Source organism: Xylophilus sp. PBN-3R (assembly GCF_057747805.1).
In genome coordinates this window covers 1834089-1846893 of the sequence record NZ_CM173225.1, presented here as the reverse complement: position 1 = coordinate 1846893, position 12805 = coordinate 1834089, and the positions used below count along the sequence as shown (strand labels likewise).

26 protein-coding genes are annotated in these 12805 nt (G+C 64.0%); 13 read left to right on the top strand and 13 right to left on the bottom strand.

Annotated features, from left to right (window positions below; translation table 11 throughout):
• Nucleotides 1–50: 50 nt before the first annotated feature.
• From AC3ANW_RS08675 to AC3ANW_RS08655, 5 genes are read right to left on the bottom strand one after another with little or no spacing between them, the layout of a single operon-like run.
• Nucleotides 51–194, bottom strand: coding sequence for a hypothetical protein (locus AC3ANW_RS08675; protein WP_488344781.1), 144 nt, complete (start codon nucleotides 192–194; stop codon nucleotides 51–53).
• Nucleotides 194–598: a hypothetical protein gene (locus AC3ANW_RS08670; protein WP_488344780.1), complete on the bottom strand. Its 405-nt coding sequence runs from the start codon at nucleotides 596–598 to the stop codon at nucleotides 194–196. Before AC3ANW_RS08670 ends, AC3ANW_RS08675 begins: the two co-directional genes overlap by 1 nt.
• Nucleotides 595–1104 (bottom strand): nuclease domain-containing protein, encoded by a 510-nt coding sequence (locus AC3ANW_RS08665; RefSeq protein ID WP_488344779.1) that lies wholly within the window; start codon nucleotides 1102–1104, stop codon nucleotides 595–597. Before AC3ANW_RS08665 ends, AC3ANW_RS08670 begins: the two co-directional genes overlap by 4 nt.
• A complete protein-coding gene (locus AC3ANW_RS08660; protein ID WP_488344778.1) occupies nucleotides 1101–1622 on the bottom strand; it encodes a DUF1367 family protein in 522 nt (173 codons plus the stop codon). The genes AC3ANW_RS08665 and AC3ANW_RS08660 overlap by 4 nt, the downstream gene beginning before the upstream one ends.
• The gene (locus tag AC3ANW_RS08655) at nucleotides 1619–1957 is read right to left on the bottom strand and encodes a hypothetical protein (RefSeq protein ID WP_488344777.1); all 339 of its coding nucleotides are present in this window, start codon (nucleotides 1955–1957) and stop codon (nucleotides 1619–1621) included. The genes AC3ANW_RS08660 and AC3ANW_RS08655 overlap by 4 nt, the downstream gene beginning before the upstream one ends.
• A gap of 81 nt (nucleotides 1958–2038) precedes the next feature.
• On the opposite strand from AC3ANW_RS08655, the gene AC3ANW_RS08650 reads away from it, so the two are divergent.
• Nucleotides 2039–2251 (top strand): hypothetical protein, encoded by a 213-nt coding sequence (locus AC3ANW_RS08650; RefSeq protein WP_488344776.1) that lies wholly within the window; start codon nucleotides 2039–2041, stop codon nucleotides 2249–2251.
• A 1-nt stretch (nucleotide 2252) separates the two neighbouring features.
• Here AC3ANW_RS08650 and AC3ANW_RS08645 read toward each other — a convergent pair whose 3' ends face one another.
• The 7 genes from AC3ANW_RS08645 to AC3ANW_RS08615 are packed head-to-tail and all read right to left on the bottom strand — an operon-like array spanning nucleotide 2253 to nucleotide 5353.
• Nucleotides 2253–2903: a DUF6475 domain-containing protein gene (locus AC3ANW_RS08645; RefSeq protein WP_488344775.1), complete on the bottom strand. Its 651-nt coding sequence runs from the start codon at nucleotides 2901–2903 to the stop codon at nucleotides 2253–2255.
• Nucleotides 2890–3888, bottom strand: coding sequence for a DUF1376 domain-containing protein (locus tag AC3ANW_RS08640; RefSeq protein ID WP_488344774.1), 999 nt, complete (start codon nucleotides 3886–3888; stop codon nucleotides 2890–2892). Before AC3ANW_RS08640 ends, AC3ANW_RS08645 begins: the two co-directional genes overlap by 14 nt.
• Entirely contained in the window at nucleotides 3885–4250 is a 366-nt protein-coding gene (locus tag AC3ANW_RS08635; protein ID WP_488344773.1) for a hypothetical protein, read from the bottom strand. The genes AC3ANW_RS08640 and AC3ANW_RS08635 overlap by 4 nt, the downstream gene beginning before the upstream one ends.
• The gene (locus AC3ANW_RS08630) at nucleotides 4247–4633 is read right to left on the bottom strand and encodes a hypothetical protein (RefSeq protein WP_488344772.1); all 387 of its coding nucleotides are present in this window, start codon (nucleotides 4631–4633) and stop codon (nucleotides 4247–4249) included. Before AC3ANW_RS08630 ends, AC3ANW_RS08635 begins: the two co-directional genes overlap by 4 nt.
• A complete protein-coding gene (locus tag AC3ANW_RS08625) occupies nucleotides 4623–4892 on the bottom strand; it encodes a hypothetical protein (RefSeq protein ID WP_488344771.1) in 270 nt (89 codons plus the stop codon). Before AC3ANW_RS08625 ends, AC3ANW_RS08630 begins: the two co-directional genes overlap by 11 nt.
• A gap of 30 nt (nucleotides 4893–4922) precedes the next feature.
• The gene (locus AC3ANW_RS08620) at nucleotides 4923–5120 is read right to left on the bottom strand and encodes a hypothetical protein (protein ID WP_488344770.1); all 198 of its coding nucleotides are present in this window, start codon (nucleotides 5118–5120) and stop codon (nucleotides 4923–4925) included.
• Between the two features lie 26 nt (nucleotides 5121–5146).
• Entirely contained in the window at nucleotides 5147–5353 is a 207-nt protein-coding gene (locus AC3ANW_RS08615) for a hypothetical protein (RefSeq protein ID WP_488344769.1), read from the bottom strand.
• 187 nt (nucleotides 5354–5540) lie between these two features.
• Between AC3ANW_RS08615 and AC3ANW_RS08610 the strand changes: the two genes are divergently transcribed.
• Together AC3ANW_RS08610 and AC3ANW_RS08605 are read left to right on the top strand one after the other, a co-directional pair.
• Nucleotides 5541–5765 (top strand): hypothetical protein, encoded by a 225-nt coding sequence (locus tag AC3ANW_RS08610; RefSeq protein ID WP_488344768.1) that lies wholly within the window; start codon nucleotides 5541–5543, stop codon nucleotides 5763–5765.
• Between the two features lie 180 nt (nucleotides 5766–5945).
• A complete protein-coding gene (locus tag AC3ANW_RS08605) occupies nucleotides 5946–6185 on the top strand; it encodes a hypothetical protein (RefSeq protein ID WP_488344767.1) in 240 nt (79 codons plus the stop codon).
• 128 nt (nucleotides 6186–6313) lie between these two features.
• Here AC3ANW_RS08605 and AC3ANW_RS08600 read toward each other — a convergent pair whose 3' ends face one another.
• Entirely contained in the window at nucleotides 6314–6556 is a 243-nt protein-coding gene (locus AC3ANW_RS08600) for a helix-turn-helix domain-containing protein (RefSeq protein ID WP_488344766.1), read from the bottom strand.
• A gap of 86 nt (nucleotides 6557–6642) precedes the next feature.
• Between AC3ANW_RS08600 and AC3ANW_RS08595 the strand changes: the two genes are divergently transcribed.
• The 10 genes from AC3ANW_RS08595 to ssb all read left to right on the top strand — a co-directional run bounded on the left by AC3ANW_RS08595 (nucleotide 6643) and on the right by ssb (nucleotide 12784).
• Nucleotides 6643–7359, top strand: coding sequence for a LexA family transcriptional regulator (locus AC3ANW_RS08595; RefSeq protein WP_488344765.1), 717 nt, complete (start codon nucleotides 6643–6645; stop codon nucleotides 7357–7359).
• A 4-nt stretch (nucleotides 7360–7363) separates the two neighbouring features.
• Complete coding sequence (locus tag AC3ANW_RS08590) at nucleotides 7364–7972, top strand: hypothetical protein (protein ID WP_488344764.1); 609 nt, start codon at nucleotides 7364–7366, stop codon at nucleotides 7970–7972.
• A 152-nt stretch (nucleotides 7973–8124) separates the two neighbouring features.
• Entirely contained in the window at nucleotides 8125–8364 is a 240-nt protein-coding gene (locus AC3ANW_RS08585; protein ID WP_488344763.1) for a hypothetical protein, read from the top strand.
• Nucleotides 8361–8684, top strand: a complete 324-nt coding sequence (locus AC3ANW_RS08580) for a DUF6197 family protein (protein WP_488344762.1) — start codon at nucleotides 8361–8363, stop codon at nucleotides 8682–8684. Before AC3ANW_RS08585 ends, AC3ANW_RS08580 begins: the two co-directional genes overlap by 4 nt.
• Complete coding sequence (locus AC3ANW_RS08575; protein ID WP_488344761.1) at nucleotides 8681–8980, top strand: hypothetical protein; 300 nt, start codon at nucleotides 8681–8683, stop codon at nucleotides 8978–8980. Before AC3ANW_RS08580 ends, AC3ANW_RS08575 begins: the two co-directional genes overlap by 4 nt.
• Nucleotides 8977–9150 (top strand): hypothetical protein, encoded by a 174-nt coding sequence (locus tag AC3ANW_RS08570; protein ID WP_488344760.1) that lies wholly within the window; start codon nucleotides 8977–8979, stop codon nucleotides 9148–9150. The genes AC3ANW_RS08575 and AC3ANW_RS08570 overlap by 4 nt, the downstream gene beginning before the upstream one ends.
• Nucleotides 9147–9443: a hypothetical protein gene (locus AC3ANW_RS08565; RefSeq protein WP_488344759.1), complete on the top strand. Its 297-nt coding sequence runs from the start codon at nucleotides 9147–9149 to the stop codon at nucleotides 9441–9443. The genes AC3ANW_RS08570 and AC3ANW_RS08565 overlap by 4 nt, the downstream gene beginning before the upstream one ends.
• A complete protein-coding gene (locus AC3ANW_RS08560) occupies nucleotides 9440–10498 on the top strand; it encodes a RecT family recombinase (protein WP_488344758.1) in 1059 nt (352 codons plus the stop codon). Before AC3ANW_RS08565 ends, AC3ANW_RS08560 begins: the two co-directional genes overlap by 4 nt.
• Nucleotides 10499–10508: 10 nt before the next feature.
• The gene (locus AC3ANW_RS08555; RefSeq protein WP_488344757.1) at nucleotides 10509–12314 is read left to right on the top strand and encodes a YqaJ viral recombinase family protein; all 1806 of its coding nucleotides are present in this window, start codon (nucleotides 10509–10511) and stop codon (nucleotides 12312–12314) included.
• The gene (gene ssb / locus AC3ANW_RS08550) at nucleotides 12314–12784 is read left to right on the top strand and encodes a single-stranded DNA-binding protein (RefSeq protein WP_488344756.1); all 471 of its coding nucleotides are present in this window, start codon (nucleotides 12314–12316) and stop codon (nucleotides 12782–12784) included. The genes AC3ANW_RS08555 and ssb overlap by 1 nt, the downstream gene beginning before the upstream one ends.
• Nucleotides 12785–12805 lie beyond the last annotated feature (21 nt).

The window sequence follows — 12805 nt, the reverse complement described above, 5'->3', positions numbered from 1 at the left end:
GAGCAACGCAGATGCTAGAGAGACGCGCATAACCATCCTGCCGCGGACTTTCATGACGGGCATTCTTCTGCTGGACCTTCGTCCGCGCGTGCCGCCGCTATGGCGTCGACCATGCGTTTTTCGCAGCCGGCGCAGCCGTTGGAATAACAGTCCCACTGCTCGCGGGCGGCCTGAGTGCAGTCTTCGCAATCCATCAGGCGCCGGCCTCACCGAACAGCATCCTGTCAAAGGCGTGCCGTTGTGCCGGCCGCGGCTTGGCGCTGTGCTGCGCGAGTAGGCGCCGGCGCACGGCAGCCACCGCCTCTGGGGTAGGCATCTGCCAAGGCTGCACCGCGGGCGATTGCACAGCCTCGCGTGGAGCATCGAGAAGCGCGTAGACGGCGGTCACGCGACCCTGCCGCGTTAGCGTTCTGGCAACTCGTATGCGCTTGGTGTCTTGCAGGTGATGCAGGTAGAGGTAGATCAACCTGCGGCTCACGCCGAGAGTCGTGGCCAACTCCAGAGCCTCGAGGTCGCGCGACTCTAACGCGGCCAGGATCGTGCACAGCTTTTCCTGTGCGCTGTCCGATGCGAAGGACATGGTGCGAGCGGTGGTCATGGGAGGTCCAGGGCCACGGGCGTGGCGTTGAGGTTGTCCAGCGCCCACTGCGCGGCGCGGCGGTCGGCTTCGGGGATGGTTTGAAGGGTTACCAGCAGCCGCCAGACGTTCACCTGGCGAAGGTGGGCGGTCATAAAGGCGGCTTCGCGCGCTTCGCCGGTGGCGCTGTAGCTGCTGTCGAGCCAGGTGTGGCAGCGGGCGCAGCCCCAGACCGAGTAGCAGTCGTCGGCCTTGCGGTGGCCGCCCTTCTCGTGCTCGGCCAGGTTGGAATGGCACGCGACGGTGGTTTCGCGGTCACCGTTGCAGACGCCGGGCACCTGCAGCAGACACGCGCGGCCGCGTGCCATGGCCAGGAGATGCGAGTTGCGGCGCGCGACGGTCTTGGGCTGAGCCCGCAGCGTTGCGGGGCCAAAAACGGCGCGCCGCTGGGTGGGCGTGAAAGCGATGGATAGGCGCCCGGGTTCATCGACCTGGCGCACACGGGCTGATGGGCGTTTGAAGCTCATTCGCGGAAACTCCCCAGGATGGTTTCGATGGACTCGATCCGTTGCGCCGGCGTGAGGTGGCGCCACAGCGTCTTGCCGGCGTGCTCGGTGCGGAGAAACTCGACGGCAGCCCGGTGGAAGGCCTCCATCTCGCCCTGCTCCAACTTCGAATAGCTGATCGACCTCGGCACGGGAATGACGCCGCCCTTCGGGCCCGGGAACCAGTCCACGAAACCGCTGCCGACCTTCAGCCATGTGCGGAAAGATTCGAAGGCCTCGAACTTTTCCTGTCCCTCGAATACGGCCTGCTCCAGAGCCATGTGCTTGCGGTGGAACCAGCCCAGCCTGGCCTGGTGGGTCTTGATATCGACCATCTCGCCGGGCTCGAGCTTGAAGATGCGATTCCAAAGGCCTCGCCACTGGCGCCGGCCGGTCTCGCCCAGCCCGTCGATGATTCCGAAGATCACCCGGCGGGCGATAGCGCGTTCCTCCTCGCTGATTTCGATTGCTTCCTGGCGGACCAGAGTGATGTCGCTCACGGCGTCACCTCGATTTCCACTTTCCATTCGCCCGGCTTGCCGCGGCGTTGGTCGTATTTCCAGGTGATGGATGGATCGCGGTCGTCGCGGCCGAGCCATTCGGCCACCTGGTCAACCGGTCCTTTCAGGCTGGCACGCAGGTTGTCATGTGCATCCAGGCCGTTGCCGGGCGAGACGCGGCACAGCGTCACAGTGACAGGGCCGGTGGGCGGCTTGTGCACAGCCAGCATCCATGCCACGGCCAGACGTTCGTGCTTCACGCGGCGGGCCCGGGCGCGGAAATGCTCGCGGTCGTTCTGGCCTGTGCCGGTTTTGAGTGGGACGACGATTTTCATGCCGTCGCCTCGCCGAATTCATCAAAATTTACGTGTGCACTAACATCGGGTGCCAAACAGACGACACAGTCACAAACATCGATGTCCGAAACCAAGCCCACCCTGCATGGCAATCCGCTGAAGGAACGCGACGAAACGCTGGCCGTTTTGGACGCGTGGGGCGACTCGTATGACCGTAATGGATCTGGGCGTGGATATGGCTGGTGGATGGTCGCCGGCTTGGTCATTGCCGCGGCAATCCTGGTTGTCATGGCTGGCTTCCCAGGCGTGGTGAGCTGGTTCACAAAACTTTGATTCACTGGCGACCTCCCAACGTCGGCAAGCCGCGCATAGCCAGGTCCGCGACCGAGGTGTAGGTGATCGCGGTCTTGGCAGACCCGCCACCGTGATAGACCGCACGGCATCGATCCGGGTCGCCGATCAGCGCTGGGCGCGGCAACGGAACGCCCTTCTTTTCGTATTCGTGGTCCGGCGAGCGGTCACCCGGCAGTCGGCGCGGGTAGTCGAAATCGCGGCGCTCGGTGTATGCGCGGTGGGACTGCTGGAACCGGTGCTGCAGGTAGCTCAGTTCGGCAATCTCTGTGCGGCACAGCTTCGGCCAGCCCCCCAGGTCCTCTACCGCTGCATGGATCGCCGGGTCATCGAACACGACATCGGTGTACGCGCCGACACGGGCCATGGCGTCGTGCGTCTTGCCCCAGGCAAGTGCGGCGCGGTCTGTCGCCGTGCCGGACAGGATGCGAACGACGTCCGCCACCTTCGGGGCAAACTGGCCGTGTTCCGCATCGGTGGCATGCCGCTGCATGGCGGTCTTCACCTGCTCCAGCGCGAAGCCTTGGCAGGCGCCCCACCATGTGTCGAGCAGGAAGCCGCTCGTGTCCTGGCGGTAGTACGCCATGACGTCTTTGACCAGTTGGCCGAACGCGGCCTTTTCACGCTGTTGCATCAGCTTCTCCTTGGGCCGCCCAGGCGTCGACCACGGCTTGGCCGCGAGACTCCAGGGCCTCCTGTTTGTTGGGTTGGCGGCGTTGGCCGGCGAGGTGCTGGCAGGTCGCGGTGAGCCATGAGCGGGCATCGGCCGGCTGTTCGGCAACGGCATTGCGGATGGCCGTCATCACCGTGTCGCCGTGGGGGTGGTCCTTGACCAGCTTTCCGATGAAGGCGCGGGCCTGTGGCTCCGGCATACCCTGCCCGTCCAGCAGCGAGACGGCGGCGCGCCAGAGTTCCGCCTTCGCCAACTCCTCGGGCGTCTTGGCCGGCTTGGGTGCCGGTGTTGGGGCTGGTGGAGGCGGTGCCGGGGGTGTCGGTGACGGCGCCCCGCCGTCCGTACCGTCAGGTACGGAATAAGAGTCTCCCTGTCCCTGTCCCTGTCCCTCTCCCTGTCTCTTGGAGGGCGTTTCTGCGGGACTTTTCTGGGACACGGGGGGCTTGTCCCTAGGGACATACAGAGGTTGTCCCGTGGGACAGCCGAGATACAGCCATTCCTCGAAGGTGGGCTTGTCCACGTTCGCGCCTTCGTGGCGGTCGTTGTGTTTTTTGATGCGGCCACACTCAGTGCGCCACCGCTGCTCCAACTTCGCCTGCCATGCGTCCCGGGCTTTCTCCGCCACGACGGGGTGGTACAGGCGGCCATCGGCGCAAAGCACCCAGCCGCGCAGCGCACCAGGCCGCACGTCTTTCCAGCCCTTGTCGATCTTTCCGCGCTGGGCATAGCCCGCCTGCTTGGCGATCCAGTTGTCGTTGTCCGGTATGGATGCGGCGGGCACCTGATGCCACGATGCGGCCCACAACAGCACCGCTGCCCAGCAAGCCTCCGGCGTTTCATCCGATGCCAGGTCGGAGTCGCGCAGGCGCGCAACGTCCAGCGGCATAAACGGGAAGTCTTGGAGGTCGCAGCCGGCAGGCGTCAGCGGCGCGGGGTGATCGCTCAAGCGGCGTTCCTCGCGTGAATGCTGCCGCCGGCCGTGCCGTGGCCGAACATGCGCGGGACAGAGCCCACAACACGCACTTCTTTCTCGCGCAAGGCGCGGGCATAGATGGAGCCGAAGGCCCGCCGCTCGCCAGGATCAATGCCGGCCGCCACGCAGGCCAGGGTCACCAGTTCACCGGAGATCGGGCCGTGCTGGGCGATGTAGTCGAGGACGAATCGGTAGGCGCGCTCGGCGAAGTTCGGGCAGACGCCCTCGGCCTCCTCCGCTGCTAGGGTGGCGCCGACGACACCAGCGGCACGCGCGGCGTCCATCGGGATGGGCAGCGGCATGCCCAGTTGATACTGGTGACTGGTCAGGGTCATGCGAATGCCACAGCCTTGGCAGCAACCTTCTTTGACTCGACTACTCGCACACGCAGCCAGCCGCTTTTCTCAGCCAGTGACCGGCAAGCAGCGGCGCCATCAGCTGTTTCATAAGGCTTTGAGCGCACGCGCTTGACCTTGGCATTTATGAGCCAAGCCTCAGCGTCAAAATCCTGCGCGATACCGCCATTGGCTCGAGTCGACGCCGCTGCCTTGCTATGCAATTGCTCGGCCTCCTCCTTGGCGCCGGGCGGAATACCTTCGACCAGCCAGCCTTTGTGAAACTCTGCTGGGGCTTCGGCCTTTGGTTTCTTGGTGGGGGTGGTGGATGCGGCCGAGGGGCTCCACGCCTTGCCGTGGATATTTACGTGCTCAATCGGCATGGTTTTCTCCTTCAATGGCTTCGGCCCAGGTCGATCCAGCCTCCACCCGTGCTGCAATACGCACGCGGGCGGCGTGATCGCGGTCTTTCCAAAGGCAGCAATGCGCCGCCGCGTGGATCTGGTCTGCCGGGTCGTTGAGCGAGTCGCCGTAAACGTCGTCCTCGTCGTCATTCGGCATGTAGAAGTCACGCACACACACCGGGCATTCGGTAGGCGCGCAGCTGTCCAGGCGTTGCCCGGCGGTGGTGAGCGTGTTCATGTTTGACGCTTTTCCGTTACGCAAAAGTACTCAACGCCGCCGAATTGGCAGCACGCGAGCGCCCGGCACAGGCGCACGGCGATACCGGCGCTCCAGCGTTTCCTGGGCAAGTTCGGTTGCGGCTTGGTCGACCGTGATGCCGCGGGCGACTGCGTACTGCGACAGCGCTGCGGCTTCTGCGTCCGTCAGGTCGACGGCGCTCGTTTTCGGTGGTGGGGACTGACGCACTGCGGATCATTTCCGTTACGCAGGAGTCACGAAGCAAGCGCTCGCAATTCGGAACTGCCCTGCTGAGAATTGCCACCGTGGACACGACGCAAACCCTCCAGCACCAACTCCCGCAGGAACGCGCTTTTCTGCATGCCGTTGAACTCTGCCGCGGCTTCGGCCAAGCGGTCCTCGGTTTCGTTCAGCGAGAGATTCACGCGCTTTGCGCGGATGTGGGTGGGGTCGGCGTACATGTCAGGGCCTCAAAAATTGGTGGGGTAAGCGGGGCGGACCGATGCGGCCCCGCCGGCGGAAAACAGAAAAGACTCAGCGCTCACGAAGAGCGGGTCGAAGCGCTTGATTGGCTGCTTGGCCAAGACGGCAAATGGCGCGGCGCAGAATGGGTCGGCGGCAATCTGTCGCGCATTCCGAAGTACGCCGATGACTCCGCACGAAGAAACGCTGATCTGCCACAACCTCGAACGAATCGCGGTCGCGCTGGAGCGGCAGAACGACCTGACAGCCAGGCAGGCGGACATGGCCTTTCTGCAGCTGACGGCAAACGACCAAGCCCGCATCGAGGTGTGGGACAAGCGCCGACACGACGAGAACTTGCGGCTGCGTGCAATGGCGTATCCACGGCCGCCACCGGTGCCGGCGGACTGAACGAGGTCCATGGCTTAGGGCTTCCAGGCTGCACCGGCCAGGACTGCGGCGGTGCAGGCAACGATGGCGGTGAGGCCGAGGAAGGCAGCCATGGGTCAGGCCCCTCCAACGATTGGTGCCCACGCACCCGCGGCGTAGAGTCCGGTTACCACAACACGGACGCCGCGAGGCGTGGACAAAATGGAAGCGCACGACTCATTCCAGCGGACTTTCGAACAAGGTCGCGCAGAAGCACTGGAGATCGCATTGGCAGCACTGCTTCGCTGCCTGCCGATAGAAGTGCAGGACGACTTCAAAGCGGAACTCCATCGCGCAATGCCGGCGTTTGGTCGAGAGCCTCTCGAAGCGCTTGGCGCCGAAGACTTTCAGCGCGGGCAACAATTTGCGATGACGTCATTGCTAGGACGTCTGCTGGGATAGGGCCGGTATCCCGCTTCCAAGCAGCCTTTCTGGCGGCCTGGTGGAGCGCCCCAGAGCTATCTGCCATGCGCTCGGCCAATAATTTGTCAATTGCCGGCAGCAGCCAGCGGACGATCAGTACGCGCATCTCACACCCCCTCTTTCGCCAGGGAGGGCTCGGCAGCGGGGAGTTGCGTGGTGCCGTAGAGGTGATCGAAAGTGATCTCCAAGCCTCGCGCTTTGGCGTAGTCGATCAACCGCTGGCCGACAACCGGCGGAAGCGTTTGACCGCGCTCGTACAAGGAGACGTTCGCTTGCGTGCACCCCAGACCATCAGCCATGGCCTGCTGGGTGACTTCGAGGCGATCTCGGATGGCTTTGAGGTTATGCATGCGCCAAATACTAGCGGCACTTGTTCTGCGCGTCAAGAGTGCCGCTTGTTTGTTATTCGGATGCGGGCGGCAATCATCCGCGCCCTATGAAAACAAGTACCCGCGCCGCAACCATCACGGCTGAACACTTGGCGGAAGCAGGACGCCTAAGAGCGCTCTGGGACAAGAACAAGGGCCCTTACACCCAGGCCACCTTTGGCGAGGCCTTCGACGTGGGCTCGCAATCTGCCGTCGGCTTTTTCTTGAATGGAAAATCAGCGCTCAGCATGAAGGCCGCCAAGGGCTTCGCGAAGGGACTGAACTGCAGCATTGCGGACTTCAGCCCGCGCCTGGCGTCGATAGCTGACGAACTAATTGCAGTCGCCTCGGACAACGACGATGACGATTTCGTGGCGATTGAGCGCGCAGATGTCTCATTCTCGAATGGCCACGGCCGACTGGTATTTGTGGAAGGCCGAAAATCGAGCCTCTCATTTCGCCGTGATTACCTACGCAGCATCGGTGTTAGCCAAAAGAATGCGGTGATCGTGCAGGCGGCCGGACGCAGCAATGAGCCCACCATCGATGATGGCGCCATCTTGCTCGTCAACAAGGCTTCTCAGGAGGTCATCAACGGCCGCTTTTATGCATTCCGCTGCGACGGTCAACTGCTGGTGAAGAGGCTGAGCCGCCGGCAAGACGGGTCAATTTTGGCGGTGTCGGACAATCCTGATCGCGAGGAATATCCAGACATACTCATACATAATGCCGACATTGATTTCGAACTGATTGGCCGAGTAATGTGGAAAGCCTCTGAGCTTTGATTTTATGAACTTGCCAAGAAACTTTGCTCTTCCCTCTTTCGAATTAGCTTCTGCGCTGCTGCTTTGCGCCAGCTTGGCCGGCTGCAAGGAAAGCGACAGAGAGAAAGCGGAGAAGGCTGGGGAAGCACAGTTGGCGGCAGTCAGGGCAAAAGCAGCTGCAGTGAAAGCCCGTTGTGCCAATGAATATGAAACTGTGCTGGCGGAGGCTAAAGCGGCCCACGCCAAAGGCGATCCGCGCACCGCCCTCGCCTCACTCTATCCATGTCGGGATAGTGTTGGCGGAGCGGCAAACAGAGACTTTTTTGCGCAAATGTCAGCTTTAGTAGAAGCTGATGACAAAAAGAAGGCGGCATCAGCAAAGATTGAAGCCGACAAGGCAGAGCGCGTTCGTGTCGCCGCCGCGGCCAAGGCGGAAGCGGCCCTAAAGGCTCAGAAAAAGAAGGAGGGCGTCAGCTTAGGGGCCTCCAAGCAAGATGCCCTAGACAGCATGTGGGGTCGGCCGTCGCACATCAACACCACCACGACAGCATCCGGCACGCGCGAGCAGTGGGTCTACGGCGGCCACAACTACCTGTATTACGTCAACGGAGTGTTGACCAGCATTCAAAATTAGGCAGGAGCAGCGCCAGTCTTGGCTGGAGCGCCGCCCCATGGACACGGGTCGGCAAAAGCACCACTTGTAAATATTTAAAGATAACAAGCGCCGCTCTTGATCTTTAAAACAAGTGCCGCTAGTATTGCCCCATCAACCCGATGGAGCGCACCTTGCACACCAACACCCGCACCCAGCCGGCCCTCCGCGCCGCCTATCCCGCCTCTCTGGCGATCCTTGCTGCTGCCGGCAACGCAGCGCAGATCGCTGCTGACTTCCGTTCGAAGCACGCGGTCGATGACTGCGACATGGAAGCCCTGGCAGCTGCTGCCCGCGCTCCGTTCCACGTTGAAGAAGCGCACCGCGCCCCGGCCACGGCTCGCCACCTGGTCGTGATGGGCGGTGAGGCATGAGCGCCGACAAGGCCACCCTGCAGGTACTTGTGGAGGGCCGCGCGGTCATTGCCGTTCCTGAGACCTGGACCATCGACGCCTTCGCCCGGGATGCAGAAGGTGCTGACATCGACCCGCTGAGCGAAAAGGCATCGTGCTTCTGCTCCCTGGGTGCGATCGCCAAGGTGACCGGTCTACCGGAAGGCGATGCCGGCCACTGCCCGGCTGCGCATGCCCTGAAGTCCGCGATGGCCGACGACGTTGCCCATTTCAACGATCACCACAGCCACGCCGAGGTCCTGGCTGCCTGGGACCGTGCAATTGCTGCGGAGGCCGCATGACCGGTGCCAACACAGACCGCCGCGTGGCTGACCGCCGCCAGGACCTGGCCGCCATGGGCGCCACCGCGGAACAGTATCGGCACCGCGCCAAGCTGGCAGAAGACCAGCGCGACATGCTGTTGGTCGAGCTCAAGGCCGCTCACCGCATCTTCCCGGTCCTGCTTGCCGAAATGACCAGCGAGCAGAAATTCCGCCTGATGCGGCGTGGCGATCTGGCTGACATCAGCCCCGAAGGGTTGACTCGTTACCACGAGCGTGTTGCCGCCATCGCCATGGTGGCCGGAGCCGCGTCATGAACCGCGCCACCCTCACCGCCTTTATCGCCCTGGCGCTGATCCTTCCGACTGCGTGGGAGACCAACCACGACAGCGAGACCGAGCAGGCCACGGCCGACACGGTGCTCGACCGCGCTGCCGAGTCGGCGCAGTTGCAGGCTGATGTGCTGCTTGCGGAGGTCCGACCATGACCTGCCACTACTGCGAAACCTGCGGCGGCGATTGCGCCGGCCGGTGCTGGGGCATCAGCCGCCCCACCGACGTCCCACCGACTGCCGTGGAGGTCGACCCGCACCTTCGCGCCGTCGTCTGGCGACTGCTGGTCGTCGTCGGTTTTGCGTTTCTTGCCGGGCTGGTGATGGCCGCCAGCGCATGGGCCAAGCCGCTGCCGGCCACCACCCTCGCCTACCGCTCCCAACACCCCAGCGCTGTGCAGCCCGCACGCCGCCGGCATCCATCTACCCATCCAGAAAGCGCCGAATGACCGCTATTGCCCAAACCGAACCCGCGGCCCTGGCCGTCCGCAGCGCCAGTGCTGGCGCCCTCCTGATGGACGGCGCGAGCATGGAGCGCCTCGAGCGCCTCGGCACGCTCATGGCCAGTGGCAAGGTGTCGGTGCCCCAACACCTGCGCGGAAGCCACGGCGACTGCTTCGCCATCGCTTTGCAGTCCATGCAGTGGGGGATGAACCCGTTCGCGGTCGCACAGAAAACCTTTCTGGTTAGCGGCGTGTTGGGCTACGAGGCCCAGCTGGTGGCCGCGGTGATCAACAGCAGCGGTGCCGTGCACGACCGTTTCCATTTCGAGTGGTTCGGCGCGTGGGAAAAGATCGTCGGCAAGTTCAAGGAGGTCGAGTCGAAGACCAAGAAGGACGACAACGGCAACTTCAAAAAATACATCGTGCCCGCGTGGCAGCAGGCCGACGAGCAGGGCTTGGGCGTCCGCGTCTGGGCCACTATAAAAGGCGAGGCCGAGCCCCGTGTGCTGGAATTGCTGATGACCCAGGCCCGCACCCGCAACAGCACGTTGTGGACGGAAGATCCGAAGCAGCAGATCGCCTACCTGGCGCAGAAGCGCTGGGCCCGCCTCTTCACACCAGACGTCATCCTGGGCGTCTACACCCCTGACGAACTGGCAGAGCCCGCTGAGCGCTTTATGGGTATGGCCGAAGTGGTCGGCGCAACACCGGCACCGCCCGCCCCGGCCGCAGTGGAAGCCTGGCCGGATGCGTCTTTCAAGGCGCGCCTGCCGAAGTGGCAGAAGGCAGTCGACGGTGGCAGCAGCCACGAAGAAATCATCCGGTTCGCCGAAAGCAAAGGCCTGCTCAGCGAAGAGCAGAAGACCACGATCCGCGCACTCCGGCCAACCGCCGTAGCGGTGGTCAAGGTCACCTTTGCCCAGGTCAGCGACGGCATCCGCTTGGCTACCAACCTCGATCAGCTGGCAGAGGCCGCTGACCTCATCGGCGAAATCCCCGACGCCGAACAACGTGCCGAGCTGACAGCCCAGCACGAAGCCCGCCAATTTGACCTGACCTGAAGGCACTGCCATGCAAACCCACCAACTCCAACAGGGCACCGAAGCCTGGAACGAATTCCGCCTGCGGCACCACGGCGCCAGCGAGGCAGCAGCCATGCTGGGCCTGTCGCTGGTGACGAAGCGCAGCGAACTCATGCGGATGAAGCACACCGGCATCGCCAAAGAGTTTGGCGACTGGGTCCAGAAGAACATCCTCGACCACGGCCACCAGGTCGAGCACGACGCTCTGCCGCATGTCGAATCGATCATCGGCGACGACCTCTACCCGGTGACCTGCTCGGACGGCGCGATCTCGGCCAGTTGCGACGGACTGACCATGGCCCGCGACATCGCCTTCGAGCACAAGCAGTGGAACGAGCGCATTGCTGCGATGGTGGCCGCCGGCGAAGTACCGCCCGAGCACATGCCCCAGTGCCAGCAGGTGCTGATGGTGACGAAGGCTGAAAAGCTCATCTTCGTCGTGTCCGATGGGACGCCTGACCGCATGGTGTGGACGTGGGTGTATCCCGACCGCGCCTGGTTCGACCGCCTGCGGGCCGGCTGGGCGCAGTTCGACGCCGATCTTGCCGCCTATGTTTTGCCGACTGCCGCCGAGCCTGAAGCTGTCGGCCGCACGCCGGAGACACTGCCGGCCCTGCGCATCGAACTCACCGGCGCGGTGACCACCAGCAACCTGTCGGCGTTCAAGGAACACGCGCTGGCAGTGTTCGGCGGCATCAACCGCACGCTGGTGACTGACCAGCACTTCGCCGACGCCGAGAAGACGGTGAAGTGGTGCGGTTTCGTGGAAGAGCGCCTGGCTGCCGCGAAGGACCATGCGCTGAGCCAGACGGAGAGCATCGACGCCCTCTTCCGCACCATCGATGAGATCTCGGCCGAAGCCCGCACAGTGCGCCTCGAACTGGACAAGCTGGTCAAGACCCGCAAGGAACAGCGCCGCGGTGAAATCGTGGCCGGCGGCATCGCCGCGCTGCGCAAGCATGTCGATGACCTGAACACTCGACTCGGCAAGGCCTACATGCCGGCCGCGACCGCAGTCGCCGACTTCGCTTCGGCCATCAAGGGCAAGAAGAACTTCGACAGCATGCAGGATGCCGTCGACACGATGCTGGCGAACGCCAAGATCGCGGGTAACGAAAAGGCCGACCTGATCCAGGCGAACCTGACCACGCTGCGCACGCTGGCCGCCGAGCACCCGTTCCTGTTTGCCGATGCGCCGCAGCTGGTGCTGAAGGCCAACGACGACCTGACCGCCCTGGTGCAGAACCGGATCGCCGAGCACAAGCGCCAGGAAGAAGAGAAGGAAGCCGCCACCCGCGCCAGCATCCGCCGCGAGGAAGAAGAACGCGCCAACCGGCTGGCCCGGGAGCAACAAGAGGCTGATGAGCGCCAGCGCCAAACCACCGCCCGCCAAGAAGCTATCGACGCGGAGAAGCGGGCCCAGGCCGGCATTGCCGAAGCGCGCGCCACCGCCGCGCTGCCCGAGCCGCTGCTGGAAGCGCTGGCCGACACGGCTGCGCACGTCCGGGCAGAGACCGTCTCCAAGATTGACGCCGGCCAGGCCATCGCCAGTGCGCAGCGTCCTGCAGCGGCACCAGCACCGGCCACCGACGAAGCCGGCCCGGCCACGCTGCTGATCGGCGGCATCAACCGCCGTCTCGGCTACGACGTCAGCGCAGTGTTTCTGAAGTCGCTCGGTTTCGAGCCGGCCCGCATCGACGGCGCCCGCCGCTTCTACCTCGACAGCGACCTGCCGCGCATCGGTCGCGCCATCGCCGCGCACACCTTGCGTGTCACCGAAATGGCGGAGGCGTGATGGCGAGCGTGAACAAAGTCATCGTGGTCGGCAACCTCGGCCGCGATCCAGAAATGCGCTCTTTCCCGAGCGGTGACCAGGTGGCCAATGTCACGGTGGCCACCACCGACCGCTGGCGCGACAAGACCAGCGGCGAAATGCGCGAAGCCACCGAATGGCACCGCATCGTGTTCAACGGAAAGCTCGCAGAGATCGCAGGCCAGTACCTGCGCAAGGGCTCGCAGATCTACGTCGAAGGCTCCCTTCGCACCCGCAAGTGGACTGGGCAGGACGGCGTCGAAAAGTACTCGACCGAGATCCGCGCCGACCAGATGCAGATGCTGGGAAGTCGCCAAGGCTCCGATGGCGCCGGCCCGCCGCCAGCCCCCGCGCCTGCCGCACGCCGCCCTGCTGCTGCACCGCGCGCACCCGCTCCATCTCATCCGCCGTCGACCGGCTTCGATGACATGGACGACGACATCCCGTTTTGAGGGTCGAACGATGAATTCCAA

Coding starts and splice junctions, on each gene's coding strand:
- AC3ANW_RS08675 (WP_488344781.1), bottom strand. CDS start 194: ATGGATTGCGAAGACTGCACTCAGGCCGCCCGCGAGCAGTGGGACTGT.
- AC3ANW_RS08670 (WP_488344780.1), bottom strand. CDS start 598: ATGACCACCGCTCGCACCATGTCCTTCGCATCGGACAGCGCACAGGAA.
- AC3ANW_RS08665 (WP_488344779.1), bottom strand. CDS start 1,104: ATGAGCTTCAAACGCCCATCAGCCCGTGTGCGCCAGGTCGATGAACCC.
- AC3ANW_RS08655 (WP_488344777.1), bottom strand. CDS start 1,957: ATGAAAATCGTCGTCCCACTCAAAACCGGCACAGGCCAGAACGACCGC.
- AC3ANW_RS08650 (WP_488344776.1), top strand. CDS start 2,039: ATGTCCGAAACCAAGCCCACCCTGCATGGCAATCCGCTGAAGGAACGC.
- AC3ANW_RS08645 (WP_488344775.1), bottom strand. CDS start 2,903: ATGCAACAGCGTGAAAAGGCCGCGTTCGGCCAACTGGTCAAAGACGTC.
- AC3ANW_RS08635 (WP_488344773.1), bottom strand. CDS start 4,250: ATGACCCTGACCAGTCACCAGTATCAACTGGGCATGCCGCTGCCCATC.
- AC3ANW_RS08630 (WP_488344772.1), bottom strand. CDS start 4,633: ATGCCGATTGAGCACGTAAATATCCACGGCAAGGCGTGGAGCCCCTCG.
- AC3ANW_RS08625 (WP_488344771.1), bottom strand. CDS start 4,892: ATGAACACGCTCACCACCGCCGGGCAACGCCTGGACAGCTGCGCGCCT.
- AC3ANW_RS08615 (WP_488344769.1), bottom strand. CDS start 5,353: ATGTACGCCGACCCCACCCACATCCGCGCAAAGCGCGTGAATCTCTCG.
- AC3ANW_RS08610 (WP_488344768.1), top strand. CDS start 5,541: ATGACTCCGCACGAAGAAACGCTGATCTGCCACAACCTCGAACGAATC.
- AC3ANW_RS08605 (WP_488344767.1), top strand. CDS start 5,946: ATGGAAGCGCACGACTCATTCCAGCGGACTTTCGAACAAGGTCGCGCA.
- AC3ANW_RS08600 (WP_488344766.1), bottom strand. CDS start 6,556: ATGCATAACCTCAAAGCCATCCGAGATCGCCTCGAAGTCACCCAGCAG.
- AC3ANW_RS08595 (WP_488344765.1), top strand. CDS start 6,643: ATGAAAACAAGTACCCGCGCCGCAACCATCACGGCTGAACACTTGGCG.
- AC3ANW_RS08590 (WP_488344764.1), top strand. CDS start 7,364: ATGAACTTGCCAAGAAACTTTGCTCTTCCCTCTTTCGAATTAGCTTCT.
- AC3ANW_RS08580 (WP_488344762.1), top strand. CDS start 8,361: ATGAGCGCCGACAAGGCCACCCTGCAGGTACTTGTGGAGGGCCGCGCG.
- AC3ANW_RS08575 (WP_488344761.1), top strand. CDS start 8,681: ATGACCGGTGCCAACACAGACCGCCGCGTGGCTGACCGCCGCCAGGAC.
- AC3ANW_RS08570 (WP_488344760.1), top strand. CDS start 8,977: ATGAACCGCGCCACCCTCACCGCCTTTATCGCCCTGGCGCTGATCCTT.
- AC3ANW_RS08565 (WP_488344759.1), top strand. CDS start 9,147: ATGACCTGCCACTACTGCGAAACCTGCGGCGGCGATTGCGCCGGCCGG.
- AC3ANW_RS08560 (WP_488344758.1), top strand. CDS start 9,440: ATGACCGCTATTGCCCAAACCGAACCCGCGGCCCTGGCCGTCCGCAGC.
- AC3ANW_RS08555 (WP_488344757.1), top strand. CDS start 10,509: ATGCAAACCCACCAACTCCAACAGGGCACCGAAGCCTGGAACGAATTC.
- ssb (WP_488344756.1), top strand. CDS start 12,314: ATGGCGAGCGTGAACAAAGTCATCGTGGTCGGCAACCTCGGCCGCGAT.